The organism is Gemmatimonadaceae bacterium (assembly GCA_035606695.1).
Classification (GTDB): domain Bacteria; phylum Gemmatimonadota; class Gemmatimonadetes; order Gemmatimonadales; family Gemmatimonadaceae; genus JAQBQB01.
This window is the reverse complement of sequence record DATNEW010000016.1, coordinates 76,918-98,604: the sequence shown is the minus strand read 5'-3', so window position 1 is coordinate 98,604 and position 21,687 is coordinate 76,918. Positions and strand designations below refer to the sequence as shown.

The 21,687-nt window shown below is 65.1% G+C and carries 16 protein-coding genes; 11 read left to right on the top strand and 5 right to left on the bottom strand.

The genetic code is table 11. The features are described 5' to 3' along the window. Positions 1-29: 29 nt before the first annotated feature. On the bottom strand, positions 30-1,754 hold the full coding sequence (gene pruA, locus VN706_06680; GenBank protein HXT15297.1) for an L-glutamate gamma-semialdehyde dehydrogenase: 1,725 nt from the start codon (positions 1,752-1,754) through the stop codon (positions 30-32). A gap of 80 nt (positions 1,755-1,834) precedes the next feature. On the opposite strand from pruA, the gene VN706_06675 reads away from it, so the two are divergent. The 11 genes from VN706_06675 to VN706_06625 all read left to right on the top strand — a co-directional run bounded on the left by VN706_06675 (position 1,835) and on the right by VN706_06625 (position 14,539). Further along, positions 1,835-2,617, top strand: a complete 783-nt coding sequence (locus tag VN706_06675) for a hypothetical protein (protein HXT15296.1) — start codon at positions 1,835-1,837, stop codon at positions 2,615-2,617. After that, positions 2,614-3,318, top strand: a complete 705-nt coding sequence (locus VN706_06670; protein HXT15295.1) for a response regulator — start codon at positions 2,614-2,616, stop codon at positions 3,316-3,318. The genes VN706_06675 and VN706_06670 overlap by 4 nt, the downstream gene beginning before the upstream one ends. Positions 3,319-3,334: 16 nt before the next feature. Next, positions 3,335-4,225: a deoxyribonuclease IV gene (locus tag VN706_06665; protein HXT15294.1), complete on the top strand. Its 891-nt coding sequence runs from the start codon at positions 3,335-3,337 to the stop codon at positions 4,223-4,225. Positions 4,226-4,500: 275 nt separating this feature from the next. Continuing rightward, positions 4,501-4,890 carry an SWIB/MDM2 domain-containing protein gene (locus VN706_06660; GenBank protein HXT15293.1) on the top strand — a complete coding sequence of 130 codons (390 nt, stop codon included), beginning with the start codon at positions 4,501-4,503 and terminating at the stop codon, positions 4,888-4,890. 132 nt (positions 4,891-5,022) lie between these two features. Beyond that, positions 5,023-5,874, top strand: coding sequence for a signal peptidase I (gene lepB, locus VN706_06655; protein HXT15292.1), 852 nt, complete (start codon positions 5,023-5,025; stop codon positions 5,872-5,874). A gap of 293 nt (positions 5,875-6,167) precedes the next feature. Next, positions 6,168-6,770, top strand: coding sequence for a gluconate 2-dehydrogenase subunit 3 family protein (locus VN706_06650; GenBank protein HXT15291.1), 603 nt, complete (start codon positions 6,168-6,170; stop codon positions 6,768-6,770). Continuing rightward, positions 6,767-8,368 (top strand): GMC family oxidoreductase, encoded by a 1,602-nt coding sequence (locus tag VN706_06645; GenBank protein HXT15290.1) that lies wholly within the window; start codon positions 6,767-6,769, stop codon positions 8,366-8,368. The genes VN706_06650 and VN706_06645 overlap by 4 nt, the downstream gene beginning before the upstream one ends. 43 nt (positions 8,369-8,411) lie before the next feature. Further along, positions 8,412-10,331 (top strand): PQQ-binding-like beta-propeller repeat protein, encoded by a 1,920-nt coding sequence (locus VN706_06640; GenBank protein ID HXT15289.1) that lies wholly within the window; start codon positions 8,412-8,414, stop codon positions 10,329-10,331. Positions 10,332-10,449: 118 nt separating this feature from the next. Continuing rightward, positions 10,450-11,541 carry an SRPBCC family protein gene (locus VN706_06635; protein HXT15288.1) on the top strand — a complete coding sequence of 364 codons (1,092 nt, stop codon included), beginning with the start codon at positions 10,450-10,452 and terminating at the stop codon, positions 11,539-11,541. 80 nt (positions 11,542-11,621) lie between these two features. Next, positions 11,622-13,937 (top strand): ATP-binding protein, encoded by a 2,316-nt coding sequence (locus tag VN706_06630; GenBank protein ID HXT15287.1) that lies wholly within the window; start codon positions 11,622-11,624, stop codon positions 13,935-13,937. Between the two features lie 71 nt (positions 13,938-14,008). Further along, positions 14,009-14,539, top strand: coding sequence for a hypothetical protein (locus VN706_06625; protein HXT15286.1), 531 nt, complete (start codon positions 14,009-14,011; stop codon positions 14,537-14,539). Positions 14,540-14,627: 88 nt separating this feature from the next. Here the strand turns inward: VN706_06625 and VN706_06620 are convergent, their stop codons facing one another. The 4 genes from VN706_06620 to VN706_06605 form a co-directional block, all read right to left on the bottom strand. After that, positions 14,628-17,321, bottom strand: a complete 2,694-nt coding sequence (locus VN706_06620; protein ID HXT15285.1) for an ABC transporter permease — start codon at positions 17,319-17,321, stop codon at positions 14,628-14,630. 20 nt (positions 17,322-17,341) lie between these two features. After that, positions 17,342-17,677, bottom strand: a complete 336-nt coding sequence (locus VN706_06615) for a PadR family transcriptional regulator (protein ID HXT15284.1) — start codon at positions 17,675-17,677, stop codon at positions 17,342-17,344. Between the two features lie 62 nt (positions 17,678-17,739). Further along, a complete protein-coding gene (locus VN706_06610; GenBank protein ID HXT15283.1) occupies positions 17,740-18,831 on the bottom strand; it encodes an NAD-dependent epimerase/dehydratase family protein in 1,092 nt (363 codons plus the stop codon). A gap of 325 nt (positions 18,832-19,156) precedes the next feature. Next, a complete protein-coding gene (locus tag VN706_06605; protein HXT15282.1) occupies positions 19,157-21,664 on the bottom strand; it encodes a TonB-dependent receptor in 2,508 nt (835 codons plus the stop codon). Positions 21,665-21,687: the final 23 nt, after the last annotated feature.

Here is a 21,687-nt window from a genome sequence, read left to right as displayed (position 1 = left end):
TCCCCATGCCGCCTACAATACGATTCGAGCTACTCCTCCGCCATGAACGGATACTTGTAGTCGAGCGGCGGCGAGAACGTCTCCTTGACCGACCGGGCGCTGATCCACCGCACCAGGTTGAGCTTGGAGCCCGCCTTGTCGTTCGTACCCGAGCCACGCGCGCCGCCGAATGGCTGCTGACCCACGACGGCGCCCGTCGGCTTGTCGTTCACATAGAAGTTGCCGGCGGCGTTGCGCAGGGCCATCATCGCTTCGCGCACCGCGCCGCGGTCGTTCGCGAACACGGCGCCCGTGAGCGCGTACGGCGACGTGGTGTCAACGACCTTCAGCGTGTCTTCCCATTTGTCGTCGTCGTACACGTACGCCGTGACGACCGGACCGAAGATCTCCTCGCAGAGGAGGCGGTAGCTGGGATTCTCAGTCTGAATCAGCGTCGGCTTGATGAAGTAGCCGTCCTTTCCTTCCGCCGTTCCTCCAGTAACGATCTTGGCATTCTTCTTCGCGTCGCCGAGATAGTCGCTGATCTTGCGGAACGCCTTCTCGTCGATGACGGCGCCCATGAAGTTGCGGAAATCGCGCACGTCGCCGACGCGGATCTCTTCGATCATCGAAACGGCGCGATCGCGCACTTCGTTCCACAGCGACCGCGGAACGTAGACGCGGCTCGCCGCCGAGCATTTCTGTCCCTGATACTCATAGCCGCCGCGCGCGATCGCGACGGCGAGCGCCTGCGGATCGGCCGACGGATGCGCGACGATGAAGTCCTTGCCGCCCGTTTCGCCGACGATGCGTGGATAAGTAGCATATTGCGACATATTCGCGCCGATCGTCTTCCACATACTGTTGAACACCGTCGTGCTGCCGGTGAAGTGCACCCCGGCGAGATCGCGATGCGACAACAGCGTGTTCGAGATCTCGGCCGGATCGCCCGGTACGAAGTTGATCACGCCCGGCGGCATGCCCGCTTCGTCGAGAATGCGCATTACGTAGTGCGCCGAGAGCATCGCGCTGGACGCCGGCTTCCAGATCACCGTGTTGCCCATGAGCGCCGCGGCCGTCGGCAGGTTGCCGCCGATCGCCGTGAAGTTGAACGGCGTCACCGCGTAGACGAATCCCTCGAGCGGGCGGTAGTCCGTCATGTTCCACATGCCGGGCGACGACATCGGCTGCTCGTCGTACAGCTCCTGCGCGAAGTGCGTGTTGAAGCGCCAGAAGTCGATCAGCTCGCACGCCGAATCGATCTCGGCCTGAAACGCCGTCTTCGATTGGCCGAGCATCGTCGCGGCGTTGAGCGTCGCGCGCCACGTCGTCGACAAGAGCTCCGCCGCCTTGAGCAGAACGGCGGCGCGATCTTCCCACGCCCAGTTCGCCCATTCTTCGCGCGCCTTGGCCGCCGCGGCGATCGCCTGCTCGACGTGCTTCGTCGACGCCTTGTGCCAATCCCCGAGCACGTGGCGGTGATTGTGCGGCATCACGGCCTGCGCGGTCTCGCCCGTGCGAATTTCCTTGCCGCCGATGACGATCGGAATGTCGACGCGTTCGTTCGCCATCTCGGCCAGGCGCGCCTTCAAGGCGATGCGTTCGGGCGAACCGGGCGCATAGCTCTTGATCGGTTCGTTGATCGGCGTCGGTACCCGGCGCGTGCCGTTGAAGCCGGAGAGCGGAGCCGAACGCGGATGAATGGTGTCTTCAGCCTGTCGTGATTCGGCGGCGGAGCGTTCGGACGCTGTTTCGGGAGCGGTGCGGACGGCCATAGATCCTCAGAATGGCGGAGAGTGTGGTCCTTCAAACATACCGCGCTTTTCGCTCCGAGGCTTCCCGAGTATTCTGCGCCATGCTCCGCCGATTGATCGTTCTCGGGCTGACGCTGGTGGCATTCGCGGGCTGCGAATCGCCGCCCGTCGAGTGGCGCGATCCCGTCGCGATCGCTCGTCCGTCGCCGACGGCGCGGCTCGTCGTGGACACGACCGGCAGTGTTCGCTATGTCGCGGATTCGGTGCATCTCGCGGGACTGCCGCCCGAAGCAATGCAATGCACGCCTTCTGTGACAGCGGCCGTTGGGACGGTGCACACGTTCGCGGTCTGGTGGGCCGTACGACGGGACAGTAGCGCCAATCTGTTGCTCGCTTCGTCGCCGGATTCAGGAAAAACTTGGGCGCAGCCGCAATCGGTCGATACTACGGACGTCAGCTCGAGTGGCTGCCGCCGTCCGCCGCCGTCTCTCACGACGGTGGGGGACGACGTGTACGTCGCCTACTCGATGTTCGCGCCCGAGGGCAAGGGCGTTTTCTTCGCGCACACCATGGGCTCGATGCTTCACTCTCCCGTACCCGTGATCTACGGCGAACGTCTCGTGGCCACCGCGATCGCCGCCCAGGGCGATCGTGTCGCCGTGGCGTACGAGGAGCCGAACGGCGCGCGCGAGCAGGTCGACGTGGCGACGTCGACGACGCAGGGACATCTGTTCGAGATGCACACCGTTGCGTCGCGCGACGTGGATGCGGCCGCGCTGCCGAGCGTCGCGTTCGCGGGGCGCATGCTCGCCGTCGGCTGGGCGGAGAAGCGCGCGAGTGGCGTCACCGCGGGCAACGTCGTGCGCGTGGGCCGTCTCAAGTGAGCACACCCGGGAACGAGGCGCTTCGTGTGCTCGTCGCGGACGACGATCCGCTCGTGCGGCTGCTCGTCGTTGCCGTCGTGGCCGAGCTGGGGCTCGAGACCGAAGTGGCGTGCGACGGCGGCGAGGCGTGGCGCACCTTCGAGGAGTGGCGGCCGAACGTCGTCGTGCTCGATGCGGACATGCCGATCGTCGACGGAATCGAAGTCTGCCGCCGCATTCGCGAGACCGAGGACGGCGATCAGGTCTTCGTGATGTTTCTCGCGGGGCGCGACTGTCCGGAAGCGCTGCAGTCGTTGCTCGACGCGGGCGCGGATGATTTCATCACGAAGCCGACGACGCCGGAGCAGCTGCGCGCGCGGCTCATGGTGACGCGCGGGCGCATTTCGCAGGAGCGCACGAGACGACAGGCCGAGGCCGAGCTGTCGCGCGCACGCTGGCTCTCGGGCATCGGCGAAGCCACGCTCTCGCTCCAGCACGAGATCAACAATCCGCTCACCGCGCTTCTCGGCAGCGCCGAGCTGATGCGAATGGAGCTGCGCGACCGCGGAGAGACGAGCGAGCTGCTCGAGGTGATTCACGAGCAGGCGTTGCGCATCGCCGAAGTCGTGCGCCGCTTGCGACGGTTGAAGAATCCGGAGAGTGTTGATCTCGTCGGAGGATCGCGCATGATCGACCTCTGGAGGGAGCAGGCAACCGGATAATCGCGGGAGAGCACAGGTGACCCACTATTTCGGCGCGCACACGATCGACAACGGCGGGATTCACATGGCGGCGCGCCGGGCGGGGGCCTCGGGAATGCGCGCGTTGCAGATCTTCACCGCCATTCCGAAATACTACGGCGACAAGATTTCGATCAAGCCGGAGCGCGTGGAGCGATTTCGCGCCGCGCTCGCGGAAGCGAAGATCGATCCGCGGTTCGTGGTCGCGCACGCGGCGTACGTGTTGAACACGGCGACGCCCGACGAGGAGAAGTCGACGCGCGCGCGCTATGGACTCGCCAAGGAGCTGGAGCGCTCGAGCGCACTGGGCATCGGCGCCATCTGCTTTCATCCAGGGGCGGCGACGGACGACGATCGTGAAGCGGCCGCCGAGCGTGTGGCGCGTGCGATCGTGCACGCGTTGGAACATGTGCCGTCGGGAGCGACGCGTGTGCTCGTCGAGAACACCGCGGGCGCGGGGCGGACGTTCGCGAAGACCGCGGCGGAGGTGGGCGCGATTCTGCGCCAAGTGCCGAAGCAGCATCGTGCGCGAACGGGATACGGCCTCGATACCTGTCACCTGTTTTCGTCGGGCTACGATCTGCGCGAGGACGGCGCGGTGTCGCGCGCGTTCGATGAATTCGAGGAGGCGACGGGCGAGCCGCCGGGATTTCTGCATCTGAACGACAGCGAAGGCGAGCTGGGATCGAACAAGGATCGCCACGTGCTGATCGGCGATGGGCAGATCGGCGACGGTGCGTTTCGGCAGATCGTGCGCGATCGGCGGTCGGCGGGAATTCCGTTGATTCTCGAGACGCCGCAATTGAACTATGAGATTGCGGAGGATGATCCGGCGCCGGACCCGTACGATCTGCAGATGATCGCGCTGCTCGAGAGTTTTCCCCTATGAAAAATCGCGATTTTCGTTCGTGCGCGTGGTGTGACGCAGGTCATGGCGGCGGCGATTTCTCGCGCCGCGACGAGCGGTTTTCATAGGGAAAACGGCGAAGAATGAGCGCTTCTCAGAGGGAAAAACGCGATTCTTCATAGGAGAAAAACGCACTTTCCCTATTGCATTCCCTCTGAAGCGACATACTTTTCTCCCTCGAAGCACACGGTTTTCATAGGGAAAATCGCGATTGCTTTGCACGACAACCCCAACCATTCCATCTACCGGGAGAGAGAATGGCTGCAAAGAAGGGTGGAAAGAAGTCCGCCAAGAAGGGCGGCGCGAAGAAGGGCGGAGCCAAGAAGGGCGGCGCGAAAAAGGGCGGGGCGAAGAAGGGCGGCGCGAAGAAGGCCGCGAAGAAGGGCGGCGCCAAGCGCACGCCGAATGCGGCGTTCATGCGGCCGATGACGCCAGATGCGGCGCTCGCCGCGGTGGTCGGCAGCAACCCTATTCCCCGTACCGAGATCACGAAGAAGCTCTGGGGCTACATCAAGCGCAACGGGCTTCAGGACGCGAAAGAGCGTCGCATGATCAACGCCGACGACAAGCTCAAGCCGGTCTTCGGTGGCAAGGGCAAGGTCTCGATGTTCGAGATGACCAAGCTCGTCAACAAGCACATCAAGTAGTCGAACGTCGGCTACGGCTCGGGGGGACGCGCGCTCACTGCGTGCGTCCCCCCGCGGCTATTCCGCACCAGGAAACGACGAAGGAACTTCGGAAGGCGGTCCGACGTATGGTCGCATAGATTCCCTCTCGCTATGGCCAAGACCGCTCGCAAATCCGCCTCCAAGAGTTCCAAGCCCGCCAACGTCGTCGCGCAAGCGCGCGCGAACAGCGGCCAGAAGAAAAACTCTCAGCCCGCCGGCAAATGGCTCTGGGAGAACTTCAAATCGCTCGCCGGCGCGGTGCTCATCTACCTGTTCGTGAAGACGCTGTTCATCGAAGCGTTTCGCATTCCGTCGGGCAGCATGATCCCGACGCTGCTCATCGGTGACTGGCTCTTCGTGAACAAGCTCGCCTACGGACCGAGCATTCCATTCACGAACGCGCATCTGCCGGGCTACACGCAGCCGAAGCATGATGACGTCATCGTGTTCATTTCGCCCTATCAGGCCGACAACGCGCCGGACTTCACGCCGACGCTCGTCAAACGCCTCAAGGGTATGCCGGGCGACACACTCTACATGCGGAACGGCCTGTTGTATCTCGACGGGCTTCCGCAGCGGCAGGGGTTCACGGGCACGAATCCCATTCAGAACGACACGGCGGTCAACGCCGACTTCGATTGGCAGCACTCCATCGAAATCAAGAACTCGCGCTTCGGCCCACCGCCCGCGCAGCCGACGCTGGGCAACTGGGGACCGCTCGTCATTCCGAAGGATCACTATTTCATGATGGGCGACAACCGCTACTGCTCCAAGGACAGCCGGTATTGGGGCGTGGTGCCGAAGGAGAACATTCGCGGACGTCCGTTGTTCGTGTACTACTCGTACACGCCGAATCCGCCGGACAATGTCGACGAGCTCAATTGTGCCGGGACGACTACGGATCGGCCGCTGCCATTCATCACAGCCATTCGGTGGACCCGGCTCGGGCATATCATCAAGTAACTGCAAAGCCTACCACGGACGAACGGCGGACAACGGCGGACCGGCACGGAGATGGCGGAAACTGCAGTCAACCGCAGTCGACTGCGGTTTAAACACTTCTTTAGAAAACCCTCAGGAAGCTCGAATGCGGGAGCGTCCAGAAGGGGTTCATAAAGGATCTGAGCTCAAAAGTCACCAAACCGCAGTCAACGGCACTTCACGCCGTCTCCGTACCGGTCCGCAGTGATCCGAAGTTCGTCCGTGGTATCGGTTGGACCTAGCGGAGCTTCCACGCGCGCGGCATCCTCCAGGTCATGCCCTCTTTTGTGCTGACGCGACGCGGATTCCTCGCCTCACTCGCGGCAACCGCCCCACTCGCCGTCGTCGTGCGCCGCGCGCATGCGGCGGCGATCGCGCACCTGCGAGCCGATCCGTCCACACTCAACGCGCTCGCCGAAGTCGTGCTGCCGGCCAAGGCACTTGGCCGCGCCGGGTTGCTGCACGCAGCGAGTGAGTTCCGTGACTGGCAAACAGGATATCGCGAAGGCGCGGAGTTGAATCACGGGTATGGCACGTCGCGCCTGCGCACGACGGGACCGACGCCGGTGACGCGCTGGACCAGACAGCTCGACGATCTCGACGCCGCGGCGCGCTCCGCGCACCAGAAACCGTTCGCGGCGCTCAGCATCGCGCAGCGCGAGACGCTCGTTCGGTCGGCGCTTCAGAGCCAACGCGTCGATCGGATGCCGTCGGTCGAGAGTGCACCGCACGTCGCGCTGGCGCTTCTGTCGCATTTCTACAGCAGCACGCAAGCGAACGATCTGTGCTACGAGGCGCACATCGGCCGCGAGACGTGCAGGCCGCTCGCGCAGCAGGCGAAGAAGCCGCTGCCCATGCTCAAGTTGAGCGAACGATGAAGTCGTCGACGAAGCGAGTGGCGCGAGACGCGACGATCGAGAGCGACGTCTGCATCATCGGGTCGGGCATTACCGCGGCAATGGTCGCCGACCGTCTCGCGCGCACGACGCGCGCAAGCATCGTCGTCGTGGAAGCCGGAGACGACGCGCCGCCGCTTGCATCGCGCGCCGCCGCACGCGAACGATTCCTGCGCTACGGCGAGAATCCCTGGGGCCGAGATCACCTCGAGGGCTACGAGATCGAAGGGCCGTTGCAATCTCGCTCGATGATGGTCGGCGGGCTCGCCATGCACTGGGGCGGCGTGACGCCGCGCTTCTCGCCCGAAGACTTCAGGCAACACAGCCTGTTCGGTGTCGGAACCGACTGGCCGATCTCGTATGACGAGCTCGATCCGTTCTATCAGGAAGCGGAAGAAGTGATGGGCGTCGCCGGCGAGCAGGGTCCGGCCGCGCTCGATCCCCGCGCGAAGCCGTTTCCGATGCCGGCGCTGCCGCTCACGTACAATCTCGAGCTGCTCGAGAAGTGGGCATCGAGCGCGGGCATCGCGATGTGGAGTCAACCGTCGGCGAAGAATTCCATCGCGTATCGCGGCCGAGCGCAATGCTGCCGGAACGATACGTGTACGCCGATCTGTCCCATCGGCGCGAAGTATTCGCCGGACTTCACGTGGAGCGATCTGCGCAAACGCAATCGTATCCGCCTGGTGACGCGCACGCTCGTCCGCCGCCTGGTCCTCGATTCAACCGGCAAAAAGATCGAGCGCGCGACCGCGGTCGATCGCGATCATCCGGACCAGCCCGTCGAGTTGCGCGCGAAGCTGTTCGTCGTCGCGGCCGGATACACATGGAGCACGCATTTGTTGTTGCTGTCGAACGTCGCGAACAGTTCGGGGCTCGTCGGCAAATATCTCACGGGGCATCGCAACGTGCAGGGATTCGTCGATCTGCCACTGCGGCTGTATCCGGGTCTCAACGAGCAGCACAGTCTCGTCACGAAGCAGTTCATGCGGCTCGAGCCCGGCAGGCCGTACATCCGGCACGACCTTCGGATCTGGGAGTCGTCAAGCGGCAAGACCGCGCGTCTCACCGACGACAAAGGGCAGCTCATGCTCGGCGGCGCCGTGCTCGACGACTGGCGCGAGCGAACGAAGACGGGAAGCGCGCGCGTGCGCTGCTACTACGACGTCATACCGGATCGCGCGAGCGAGCTCACGCTGGATGCATCGAAGAAGAATGAATGGGGCGATCCGCTCCCCAAGCTCGCGTTTCGCGACGCGCCTGAATCGCTCGCGTTGCGCACGCAGACCGAGGATTCGATTCGCACGTTGTTCGGCGAGATGGCGCGTGCCGGCAACGGAAAATTGCTGCGCACCAACGTGGACAACTTTCAGGATCATCCCGCGGGTGGATGCCGCATGGGCACCGATCCGGCAGCGAGCGTCGTCGATTCGTGGGGACGCTCGCACGATCACGAGAATCTCTTCGTGGTCGGCGCGCCCACGTCGGTGAGCGGAAGCTGCGCGAACGCGACGCTCACGTTCTGCGCGTTGTCGCTGCGGGCGGCGCACGAGATGGAACGGCAGTTCGCGAAAGCGTGACGCGCGCTGCACACGCACCTCGACGCAGTAACATGGTGATATCATGAAAGTCATGCGAATGAAACACCTGCTGTTCCTGGCCGCCATGCCGGCGGCACTCGCCGGCCAGCGGGTCGAGTGGCCCGCGTTCGGCGGCGATCTTGCGGCGACGAAATATTCGACGCTCAGCGACATCAATCGAACGAACGTCGCGAAGCTCGCCAAGGTCTGGGAATGGACGACGGGCGAGACGGTGAATCAGACGTACCACACACGTCCGGGCAATTTCCAGGCGACACCGCTCATGCTCGGCGACACGTTGTTCCTGAGCACCCCGTACAACCGCGTCGTCGCGCTCGATGCGACGACCGGCAACGAGCTCTGGACGTACGATCCACAAGCGTATGTCGCGGGCCAGCCACCGAACGGTACGGGGTTCGTGCATCGCGGCGTCGCGACGTGGACCGACGGAAAGCAGCGGCGAATCTTCATGAACAGCCGCTGGAATCTCATCGCGCTCGATGCGGCGACGGGGAAACCGATTCACAATTTCGGCGACACCGGCGTCGTCGACCTCACGAAGCAGCTCGCGCGCAACGGAAAACCCGTCGACAAGCTGCACTACACACAGACGTCGCCGCCGGTCGTGTGGCACAATCTCGTGATCGTCGGGAACGGCGTCGCAGATCGTTTGATCTATCCGAACGATCCGCCGGGCGACGTCCAGGCGTTCGACGTGAAAAGTGGAAAGCGCGTGTGGAGCTTCAGCCCGGTCCCGCGCGGCGCGAAGGACGACGGCGCCGACACGTGGCAGAACGACTCGTGGAAGACGACGGGACACACGAACGTCTGGGCGCCGTTCAGCGTCGACGACAAGCGCGGACTCGTGTATCTGCCGGTGAGCACGCCGAGCAACGATTGGTACGGCGGCACGAGAAAGGGCGATGATCTCTTTGCCGAGTCGATCGTGTGTCTCGATGCGCGGAACGGGAAGCGGGTCTGGTATTTCCAGACGGTGCATCACGGTCTCTGGGACTACGATCTTCCGACCGCCCCCGTACTCGGCACCGTGACCGTGGACGGCAAGTCGCGCGACATCGTCGCCATGCCGGCGAAAACGGGATTTCTGTTCGTGTTCGATCGCGTGACGGGCGAACCGATCTGGCCGATCAACGAACACGCCGTCCCGGCGAGCGACGTTCCCGGTGAGCAGGCGGCAAAGTCTCAGCCGGTGCCGAGCAAGCCCAAGGCGTTCGCGAAGCAGGGCTTCAGCTTCGCGGATCTCGTCGACTTCACGCCGGACATCAAGGCGCGCGCGCTCGACGCGATCAAGGACTATAGGCTGGGACCTATATTCACGCCGCCGTCGCGCGAAGGCACGATCACGATGCCCGGCGCGATCGGCGGCGCGGGCTGGGGCGGCGGCGCGTTCGATCCGACGAGCGGAACGATCTACATCAAGGCGACGAATTCACCGGCGCTGTACAGGATCGTGCAGCCGGCGAAGAGTGCGGAGGTCGACGCCGATTACACGGCGGACCTCTCGGCGCAGGGACTCCGCGTGACGATTCCGCCGCGCGACAGCGGCGCGAGGCCGCTGGTGCTGCCGATCAACAAGCCGCCGTACGGGACGCTCGTCGCGATCGATCTCAACACGGGCGATACGAAGTGGGAAGTCCCGCTCGGCGACAACGCGGCAATTCGTAACAATCCGATATTAAAAGATCTCAAACTACCCCCGCTCGGCGTCGCGGGGTCGCCGGGGCCGATCGTGACCGCGGGAGGTCTGATCTTCGCGACGGGCGGCGGGGCGACGTTGTATGCCCTCGACGTGAAAGACGGTTCGGTGGTGTGGTCCGCGGAGTTGGGGCAGAGTGGATATTCGACGCCGATGACGTATCGCACGGCGGCCGGGAAGCAGTTCGTCGTCGTCGCGACGGGGAATGGCGCCGGCGCGAAGCTGGAGGCGTTTGCGTTGCCGTAGCGCAGTCTGTCATCCCGAGCGCAGCGAGGGATCTGGCGTCCAGATCGAGAGACGTGCCACTCTACCGTCACGCCAGATTCCTCGCTGCGCTCGGAATGACCCCATCTCTGCATTCGGAATGACCGCATTTTTCCCGTTCGACCCCGACATCGCCCGCGCCTCCACGATCCCGGCGCGCCTTTACATCGATCCGGTCTACCTCGAGCTCGAGCGCGAACGCGTCTTCGCGCATTCGTGGCAGCTCGTCGGCCGCGCCGAGCAAGTCGCCGAATCCGGCGAATTCTTCACGGCGGAAGTGGGCGACGATTCCATCGTCATCCTGCGCGACCGCGACACCCTCCGTGGATTTCACAACGTCTGCCTGCATCGCGCCGGGCCCGTCGCACACGGCTGCGGCAAGCGGCAAACACTCCAGTGCAAGTATCACGGCTGGACGTACTCGCTCGAGGGCGAGCTGCTGCGTGCGCCGGAGATGGAGGGCGTCGAGCGATTCCCCCCCGCCGACATGCGGCTGCGTCCCGTCGCCGTGGCGACGTGGGGACCGCTCGTCTTCGCGAATCTCGACGGCAAGGCGCCGCCGCTCGCCGACATGCTCGAGGACATTCCGCAGCGCGTCGCGCCGCTCCGCTGCGAGAGCATGCGCTACGTCATGCGCAAGGAGTACGAGCTGGCGTGCAACTGGAAGGTGTACGTCGACAACTACCTCGAGGGATATCACATCCCGGTGGTGCACCCGACGCTGCACAAGGAGATCGACTACGACAGCTATCGCATCGAACCGCGGCGCTATTCGTCGATTCAACACGCGCCGCTGCGGCCGGTCGCCGGATCGGGTGCGCCCGACGAACGACGGTACGATCCCGCCAAGACCGACGTCGCCGAGGCGGTGTATGGCTGGATCTTTCCCAACATGATGTTGAACGTCTACATGGGGCAGATGCAGACCAACGTCGTGCTGCCGCTGTCGCACGATCGGACGAGGGTCGTGTTCGAGTGGTTCGCCTCGAACCCGCCCGCCGACCCGGCGACCGATCCCGATTGGGCCCGCCTCGTCGCCTTCAGCGACGAAATCCAGGATGAGGATGTTGAAATCTGCCAAACGGTGCAACGGAACCTGCGCTCGCGCGTCTATGACCGGGGCCGATATTCGGCGAAGCGCGAGAACGGGGTGCATCACTTCCACTCGCTGCTGCACGAGTTCCTGACGTGAACGCCGCCCTGACGGCCTGACTCGCACGTGATCCGCGCCGGCGCAGCAGCCGATACTTAGTACGAACCCACCCGGGCCCGATGCACCGCGTCCGACCGTACAGCTCCATCGTTAGCAGAATCATCATCGTCATGCAGCTCGGCTGCGTCGTTCTCGGAACGGCGCTGCTGCTTCAGCTGCACGATCAGGTGACGCGCGGGCTCCTGGTCGAGCTGTTCGCCGTCGCGTCGGTGGCCGGCGTGCTGACCCTTGCGGGCTGGGTCGTGCTCGCCAACGATCATCGCGCCGCGCTCAAGATGGCCGAGTCGATGCGCGAGGAACGGCAGCTCACCGCGACGTTGGAGCAGGCCGTCGTGAGCCGCACCAGCGAGCTCGAGGACGCCCAGCGCGTGCTGCAACGCATGTGGTGGCTCGGCCAGCAAATCACGCTGGAGCTCAATCCGCAGCGCGTGCTCGAGCGCTTTCTCGAGGCGGTTGCCGACATCGCGCAGGCGGAGGGTGGCATCGTCGGCATGATCAGCGACGACGGCAAGCTGCACGTCGTCGTCGGCACGGGCGTCGGCGCACCGCTCGCGGGGATGACCGTGCCCATCACAGGCTCCGCGATGGGCCGCGTGATTCGCACCGGGGTGTCATGGACGGTCGCGAACGCGAACGAACATCGCCACGAGATCGACGAGCACCTCTTCGGCAGAGTCGCGCACCACGTCAAGGGCGTGGCGATCATTCCGATCGCTCGGCGGGGCGAGCGCATCGGCGCCGTGACGATCGGGACCCGCGACGCGCGGGTGTTCACGACCGCCGACCTCGAGCGCATCGAGGCGATGGGTGATCTCCTGTCCGTCGCGCTCGAGAACGCGGAGCTCGTCGAGACGCTGCGACAGGCGGAGTGGCGATTCCGCACGTTGTTCCGCGCCGCGCCGGACGCCGTGTTCACAGTTCTCCAAAGCGGCCGCATTCGCGAAGCGAACGACGCCGTGCGCGACGTGACGGGTCTCGATCCGCTGCAAGTGGTCGGGCGGCCGGTCGTCGATCTGGTCGGCGAACCGGATCGTGAGCGTTTGCGCGCGGCGCTGCAGTCGACGTTCGACGGCTCCCCGACGCGCGTCGAGGTCACCTTCAATCACGATGCATCACCGCGCGGCGTCGCGAGCCGCCGCGTCGTCGCGCTGGCGATGAGCCGCCTCCCCGAAGCCGATCCGCCGAGCGTGCTGCTCGTCGGCCGCGACATGACGGCCGAACGCGAGATGCGCGTGCGGCTCATGGAGTCGGATCGTTTGGCGGCGGTCGGCGAGCTCGTGGCGGGTGTGGCGCACGAAGTGAACAACCCGTTGAGCAGCATCAGCGCGTTCGCGCAATTGCTGCTGCGCGACGGCGGCTTGAGCGCCGCGCAGCGCGACTCGATCGAAGTCATCAAGTCGGAGACGCTGCGCGCCAGCCAGGTCGTGAAGGACCTGTTGGCGTTCGCCCGGCGCAGCGAGCCCCAGCGCGAGCCGCTCGATCTCAACGGCGTCGTACAACGCACGCTCCGGTTGCGCGGCTACCAGCTCACGTCGAACAAGATCAACGTCGAGTCCGATCTGGCGAACGAGCTGCCCGCCGTGGTCGGCGACGCGCGGCAGCTGCAGCAGGTCTGCCTCAACCTCGTCACCAACGCCATTCAAGCCATGGCGACGCTCGGCGCCGGCGGCACGCTGTTCATCTCGACGCGGCGCGAAGGTCCCCACGTCGTGCTGGAGATGCGCGACACCGGTCCCGGAATCCCCGAAGATGCGCGCGCGCACATCTTCGAGCCGTTCTTCACGACCAAGGGCGAAGGCGAAGGCACAGGGCTCGGCCTGAGCGTCAGCTACGGCATCGTCACGGCACACGGCGGCACGATCGAGGTGCCGAGTACGTCGTCGGCGGGCAGCACGTTCCGCGTCTCGCTGCCCGCGGCTGACGACATCACCGCCAACGAACAGAATCGTGACTCCGGCGGCCTCGCGCTTCGTTCGCCGCTCGCGGGAATTCGGCTGCTCTTCATCGACGACGAACCGATGCTGCGCACCGGCGTGCAGGCGTTCGGCCAGATGCGCGGCTTCACGGTCGTTACCGCGGCGGATGGTATCCAGGGCCTCGACATGGTGCGAACCGAGGCGGTAGATGCCATTGTGTGCGATCTGCGCATGCCTGGGATGGACGGCCCAGCCTTCCACGAGCGGTTGCGGCGCGAGCGGCCTGGACTGGCGGCGAGAACCGTGTTCATTACAGGTGACGTCGTATCGACGAGCGGGCGAACGAGCGCGAGCCGGCAGCCGGTCCTGACCAAGCCCTTCGCGTTCGAGAAGCTGGAAGAGACGTTGGTGGCGTTGATGCGCGGATCGCCGGTCGCCGCGTCGGCGGTCTGGCCGTGACCTGAGTCACCGGCACGGCACGCCGCACGTTGCCACCCTTTGTCCGATTCGTTTGTCTAAGAGGGGTGCCCATGCCGACGATGTTTCCCAGACATACGATCGAATTCCACCTCGAGGAGCCGAAAGCGTTTCGGCGTTTCTCGCGCTCGCTCGTCGAGATGGCGATCGTCACCGGCATTCTGGCGCGCCTCTATCGCGTCGTCATCCTCACGCACGGCTCGAACAACTGGCTGTATCTCGCCGCCGTGATCTCGCTGGGCGCGATCTTCCTGATCGGCATGCTCACGGCGCATCTCGGGAATTATCCGGTCCATCAGTATCTGTGGCGCGCGCCGCTGTTCGCGCTCGTCGAAGTCGCTACCGAGATGGCAACCAGCTCGCTGCTCATCACGCTCGGCCACGAAGCCAACGGCACCGTGCGCGCGCACTGGGACGATTGGGTGGGCATGGGCCTTCACGCGCTGCTCTATCGCGGGTTGACGTTCGTGCTCTGGGGTTTGATTCTCGCGGGTGTGGTGACGCTCGTGCGAGAGATGCACGTGGTCAAGGAAGACGAGGAACCGGAAGAAGCTTCTACTCCGGTGTCATCCCGAGGAGCATAGCGACGAGGGATCTCGCGTGCTGACAGAGCGTTCCAGCGGGAGGCTGGATCCCTCGCTGCGCTCGGGATGACGAGCCGTGCCCGCACATTCACTCTTCTCTGAGCGCCGCCACCGGATCGAGCCGCGCGGCGCGGACGGCGGGAATCGCCGCCGCGGCAATGCCAACGACGGACAGCAGGAGCGCCGCGGCGGCCAGGGTGCGCGGATCGTGCTGATCGAGCCCGTAGAGGAAACTCTGAACGAGCCGCGTTGCCGCCCACGACAATCCGACGCCCAGGATCACGCCGCCCACCACGATCCGTCCCGACTCGCCCAATACCAGGCGGATCACGCGGTCGTGCGTCGCGCCGAGCGCGATGCGCACGCCGATCTCATTGCGTCGCCGCGCGACCGTATAGGCCATGATGCCGTACAGACCGATCGTCGCAAGGAGGAGCGCGAGCAATCCGAAGAAGCCCGACAGCGTCGCGATCGTGCGCATCAGCATGAGCGACTCGGCGAGCTGCTCGTCGAGTGAGGTGAAGTCGAGCGTGATGCGCGGATCGATCTCGGCGAACGCCGCCTTCATCGCCGGGATGGCGGCCAACGGCGAGGTCTGCGTACGCACCTCGAACGAGAGATGCTGCGCCACCGCCGATTCCTGCGCGCGCGCGAAATACATGACCGGCGGAGTGGAGTCGCGAAGCGATCGGTACTTCGTGGAACCCACGACACCGATGACCTGAAGAGGCGGACCGAAGTCCTTGCCCTCCTGCCGGTAGATCGTGTGGCCGATCGCCGGGCCGCCATGAAAAAATTTTCGAACGAACGCGTCGTTCACGATGACCACACGTGGCGACGTCTTGCCGTCGCGGCTGTCGAAGTCGCGGCCCGCGCGAAGCGGAATGCCGAGTGTGGCGAAGTAGCCGTCGCTCACGGCGTTCGCCCATGGCAGCTCATCCGGTGTTGCCGACGGCGTATTGCCATCCACTTTGATGGCATCGTTCCAGGTCTTGCCGCTCAGCGGCGTGAGCTGGGACGCCGCGGCGGCGCGCACGCCCGGTACCGCGCGCAAGCGCGCGAGCATGCGATCGTGCAGCGCCAGACGATCGCCGGCCGCCGTGTTCGTACCGCGAATGTCCGCGTCGATGAGCAGAACGTTGTCCTTGTCGAACCCCGGGTCGACGGTGGCGAGCCGGCGCCAACTTCCAACGAGCAACCCCGCGCCGACCACGAGCACGAGCGACAATGCGACCTGTGCCGTCACGAGCGACTTGCCGAGATTGAAACGCGAATGTCCTTCGGCGACGCCGCGGCTCTGGGCCTTCATCGCCGACTGCGGATCGACGCGGCCGGCACGCCACGCGGGCACGAGACCGAACAACAGGCCGGTCAGCGCCGTCACGGCGATGGTGAACACCAACATCCGCTGGTCGATCGACAGATCGAGCGATACGGGCTGGCTGACGTGCGACATCAGACTCACGAGCAGGCGGCTGCCGCTCGCCGCGAAGAGGACACCGAGCAGCGCGCCGATCGCCGACAGGAGCAAGCTCTCCGTCACGAGCTGTCGCGCGAGACGGGCACGCGTGGCGCCCAAGGCTCTCCGCACGGCCATCTCGCGCTGGCGCGCCGCGGCGCGGGCGAGCACGAGATTGGCGACGTTCGCGCAGGCGATCAGCAGCACGAGGCCAACGATCGTCATGAGGATGTAGAGCGCTTTTCGGTACTGCAGCCGCAATCCCGAGAACCCCTTGTCGACCGGGTTCGCGGTGAACTTCATACTTTTGTAATTCTTGAGCGCGTCGACGGAGAAGTCCGGCGGCAGCGTGGCGTCGATGATCGCCGGCGCGAGCATGGCCAGACGTGCGTCCAGCTGCGCCGTCGTCATTCCAGGCTTTGGACGCCCCACGACGTGCAAAAACCAGCTGCTGCGAAGATCGAGCTGGCTGTTCGTCCCGTGAACGATCGCTTCCGCGCAGAGTGGAACATACGCCTTCGATCGATAGCCGACGTCCAGTCCGTAAAAGCGCGCATCCGTCACGCCGATCACGGTGAACGGATGACCGTCGAGCGAGATGTTCCGCCCGATGACGTCGGGATCGCGCGCATAGTTGCTTCGCCAGAAGCCATAATCGAGCACCGCCGTACCCGGGCAGCCGCGGTAATCGTCGGCGCGCGAGAGCAACCGGCCGGCCGCGGGACGGACGCCGAGCGTGGCGAAATAGTCTCCGCTCACCCAGTCGGCGAGAATGCGCCGCGCCTCACCGCCCGCCGTGAGATTGAAGTTGGTCGCCCCGTACGCGAACGCACCGCTGAACACGTCCTGTCGATCGCGCAGCGCTTCCCACAACGGATTCGTATACGCCGACATCTCGGCGCCGTCGATGCGCACGCTCACGAGCTGTTCGGGATGCGCGACCGGCAGCGACTTGAGCATCACCGCGTTGAGAATGCTGAAGATGGCCGTGTTGGCGCCGATGCCGAGTGCGAGCGACAGGATCGCGACGGCGGCAAAGACTTTGGCGGCGCGCAGCGCGCGTAGCGTGTATCTGACATCGCCAGCCAGCGAGTCGAGCCAACCGAAGAGGTCGCGCTCGCGCGTGCGTTCCCGCTGGAGCGTCACGTTGCCGAATCGTCTGCGCGCTTCGCGGCGCGCGGCGGCCGGCGACATGCCGCCGGCGACGAGATCATCGGTGCGCTCGGCGAGGTGAAATGCCATCTCGCGTTCGATCTCGCTCGATAGGGCGGCGGAGCGCGTGTGATTGAAGAGGCGACGGAACCACGAGACGATGCCCCGCATGCGACGACTCCAGTTGACGGTCAGGCGTAGCGCAGGACGCGCGTCACGCCCTCGCGCAGCCGGGCCCAGCGCTCTTCCTCGAGCGCGAGCTGCTTTCGGCCGGCGGCGGTGATCGTGTAGAACTTGGCTTCGCGATTCTTTTCGGTGGTGCCCCATTCGGCGCGCACCCAGCCGTCTTGCGCCATGCGGTGGAGGGCGGGGTAGAGCGAGCCTTCTTCGACGCGCAGCAGCTCGGCGGACACGCGCTGGATGTGCGCGGTGATGGCGTAGCCGTGCATCGCGCCCTGCGCATGGAGCGACTTGAGCACGAGCAGCGCGAGGGTGCCTTGGAGGATGTCGTTCGTCTGGCGAGCCATATACCTATCTAGCTATGCCTAGCTAGTTAGGTCAAGCGCGACCGACGTAAATTTTTTGCCGATTAGCCGCGGCGGACGTGCCAGTCCGCGAGCGCCTCAGCTTCCTGCTCGGGCGAAATCGCGAAGTGCGGCTTGTCGCGCCGCGCCTGCGGCGTCGATGGCCACCAGGCGAGTGTGTCGCGCAGCGTGGCCGCCAGCGGGCGGATAGTCAGTCCCGCTGCGATCGCCTTGTCGTTGCGGATCGACATCATGCCGAAGTCCTTGCCTTTGAGCAGCGCCCACGGGATGGCTTCGTCGATCTTGTGCGCTGTTAGAAAATCATAATCATCGACGAAGGTGTACGTCACCTTCGCGTCGAGGGCGTGGGCGGCCTGCTCGTAGAATTGGCGTGCGGTGAGCGGCTGCACCGGACCGGCGACGTTGTAGATCCCCCGCTGCCCTGTTTCCAGCAGATGCACCATGAACACGGCGAGATCGCGCACGTCGATGATCTGCATCGGATCGTCCGCGCGGCCCGGCGCCAACACTTCGCCGCCGCGCGCCAGGCGAACCGGCCAATACGGAAACCGGTCCGTCGTGTCACCGGGGCCGACGATGTACGTCGGCCGCACCACGATCCCGCGATCGCCGAACACGGTCATCGTCTGCTTCTCACACTGCGCCTTGGCGACACCGAATTTCTCGGACGGATCGTTCGCGTCCTCGAGCTCGTAGTGGATCGGATCGCGCTCGCTCAGACCGCGCGTGAGATACGGGTAGTACACGCCCGTTGACGACGTGAACAGATACGCGCCCGCCGCATCCTTCAACAGCGCGGTCGACAGCGCGACCCACGCGGGATTCGTCGCCGAGTCGTCGATCACGGCGTCCCAGCGCTTGCCCACGAGTACATCGAGCTGGCCGTTTCGATCGCCCTGCAGGCGGATCACGGTATCCGGCAGATCGGCATCGTGCCGGCCGCGCGTGAAGATCGTGATGCGATGTCCGCGCGCGACCGCGTGCCGTACGAGGTGTGGTCCGATGAACCCCGTGCCGCCGAGGATGAGGATGTCGAGCGGTTTCGGAGCGATGTCGGGCCACCGCATTCCCGCGATAGCGAGCATTCCGCTCGCGCCGGCGCGAATGAAGTCGCGACGATTCGGCATGTCGGTCATGCGATAATCATCGTGCCCACCGACTCGGCGTCAACAGGGATGCGAAAGGCTTACATGTCCGGGTTGGCCTCGCGCCAAAAAAAACATTACCACGGAAATAGATCGGGCGTCCACGGACAGGCACGGAGACGGCGTCATCGGCGGTCAACTGCCGTTAAATGACTTTTTTAGAAAACCCTCGGGACGCTTCGATCGTAGAAGCATCCCGAGGGTGTCAAAAAAAATCCATTGAACTTGAAATGCCGTTCTAGCGCCGTCTCCGTGCCGGTCCGCAGTTGTCCGACGTTCGTCCGTGGTAAGCTGTTCGTCCACCGTTCGTCCGTACTCAAAAGCGGAGCCGAACCCCACTCATGATCGACCGCCCCGGAATCACCGTTGCGTTGTCCGGCTCGCCGATCTGGTGATTGAGCAAATTGTCAACGGACAGCTCGAGCGCGAAGCCCGGACGCACATCACGCGACGCCGTCGCACGCAGCCGCAGCCCGCCGTTGTAGCGCACCCAATACTGGCGCAGCCGGGGACCGACGAGGTCGCGCACCGGTCGTGTGTCGTTCACGTACGCGTTCGCGAGCGCGACTTCATCGTAGTTGATCCAGTCATACGCTCGGGCGCCGGTGAGCGACGCATACCACTGATGCTCCGTCCACAGCGCGCTGAAGCTCAACGTGCGCGCCGGAACCTGCAGCATGCGATCGCCCGCCACGAGGTCGCCGCTATAGCCCGGCGCAAGCTTGTCGACGCGACTGTCCACGAAGCTCAGCGCGCCGTTGACGGTCAAACGCGAGAGATTCCCCGTCGCCTGAAATTCCCACCCGGTGTTGCTGATCTCACCGACGTTCTGCGCCACGTACTGCACGCGATGCGAGTCTCCCGACGCGTCGCCCGCGACGAGCACCTGTTGAATCAATCCCGACGCCGTCTGGTCGAAGCGCGTCGCCTGAAACGACAGCGCGTGCCGAACGTAGACGTCCACGCCGCCCTCGATGCCAGATTGCCGCTCGGGACCGAGCGGTTCCTGCGTCGCCGTGTAGCGCGTTTGCCAGAACTGCGCGCGCGAGAGCGTGGTTGGGGGTCGAATCCCTTTGCCGTACGCGGTGCGCAGCTTGATCGTCACGTCGCCAAAGTCGCGCACGGCGGCGGCGCCCAACATCGGCAGCGTCTCGAACTGATCTCGCCCCGCCAGCCGGCTGTCGTGCTCGAGTCGCGCGCCGCCGGTGAGAAACAACGTGTTGCGCACCGCGAAGTTCGATTGCGCGACGAAGCCGGTGCTGTTCTGCCACGAGACGGTCGTACCGGTGTCCATCCGCGCGGTGGCGCCGGTGGCCGGCGGCAGGTTGTGATGTTCGCCGCTGTTTCCACTCTGACTCATCGCCGCGGTCGGCGCGACGACGTTCGGAACCGTCGCCGCGCGGAGCGTCGCATGCTCGATCGCGAGTGTCATCGTGGCGTTCGACTGATCCGTCGTGTTCAACCGCATGACCGTGCTCGCGCGAATCGTCGCGCGATCCGCGCCGCCCTCGGCGGCACGCAACGCGGAGTCCGCGCCGCTCGGTACGGGCGTGAAATTCGTCTGCACGTTGTTCAGGCGATAGCCGTCGAGCCCCACGACGAACGAATGCGTCACGTGCTCGTTCGGCGACGTCGTCGCCGAGCCGCCGATGGTGTATTGACTCACCGACTGCCGGCCGTCGCTCGACTGAAGCGATTGCGCCGGCGTCGCGGGAATCGGACGCGCGACGAGCGGACTGTCCGGCGTCCCCGCCTGCTCCATGAAGAAACGCGCGGTGCCCGTCAAGCTGCTGTGCGCGGTCACTTCGCGCGCGCTCGCCGTCGCCAGCAGATTCTGGCTCGCGCCGTCGGGAATGAACGCGCCAATGCTGCCGCCTGAGACGTTCAGGTCGAGCGAGCGCAGCTCGCTTCCCGTCGCCAGCGACAGCGAATGATCCTGCGTGAGCACGCTGCGCGAAAATTCGCTCTGCGTCACGCCCGCGGTGGTGCGAAGGCTGGCGTTGTAGCCGTCGTTCGTCGCCGGATCGTGGCGCGTCACGATGTTGACGACGCCGCTGATCGCATCCACGCCATAGAGCGCCGACCCCTGAGGTCCGCGAATCACTTCGATATGATCGATCGTGCCCGGATTGAAGCGACTGATCAGCAGCGGATTCGCGACCTCGATACCGTCGATGTAGATCTTCGGATAACTCAGTCCAAACGAGCTCGCGCCCCGAATGCTGGCGTACGAGCTGATCATGCTCGACGGCGATTGCGCCCATCCCCACATGCCGGGGACGTACATGTCGAGCGCGTCGGCGATGGTGTTGGTGTTCGTTCTCGCGAGTTGATGGCCGTCGATCACGTTCACGTCGACGGACAACTCGCGCGCCGGCCCGCCAGTGGCGCTCGCGCTCCCGGTGACGACAACGCGATCGAGCATGCCGAGCGATGCTGCCATCGCGGGCGACGTCGTGTGCGCGGCCGTATCGCGCCGCGCCGCGAGCACGACTTGATCGTCGCCAATGCCAACGGCCGAGACGTTCGTTCCATCGAGCACGTTGCTGAGCACGCGCCCGACCGGCTCGCCGAGCGCGGAGATGCATACCGCGCGGTCGAGCGGCAGGAGCTCGGCGCTATAGGAAACGCGTAACTTCGCCAGGGCTGCGATGCGATCGAGCGCGTCACGCAAGGAGAGCTGCGCGACGCGCAAATTGATGATGCGATCGAGAGGGGGCGCCCACCGTCCGGCGGCGATCGTATCGCCGTGAACCGAACGACAAACGTGTGACTGCGCCGGCGAGGCGCGCGCGCCGACGAGCGCCAACAGGGCGCTTCCCACGAGGGGGGCAAGGCGCGACCGCC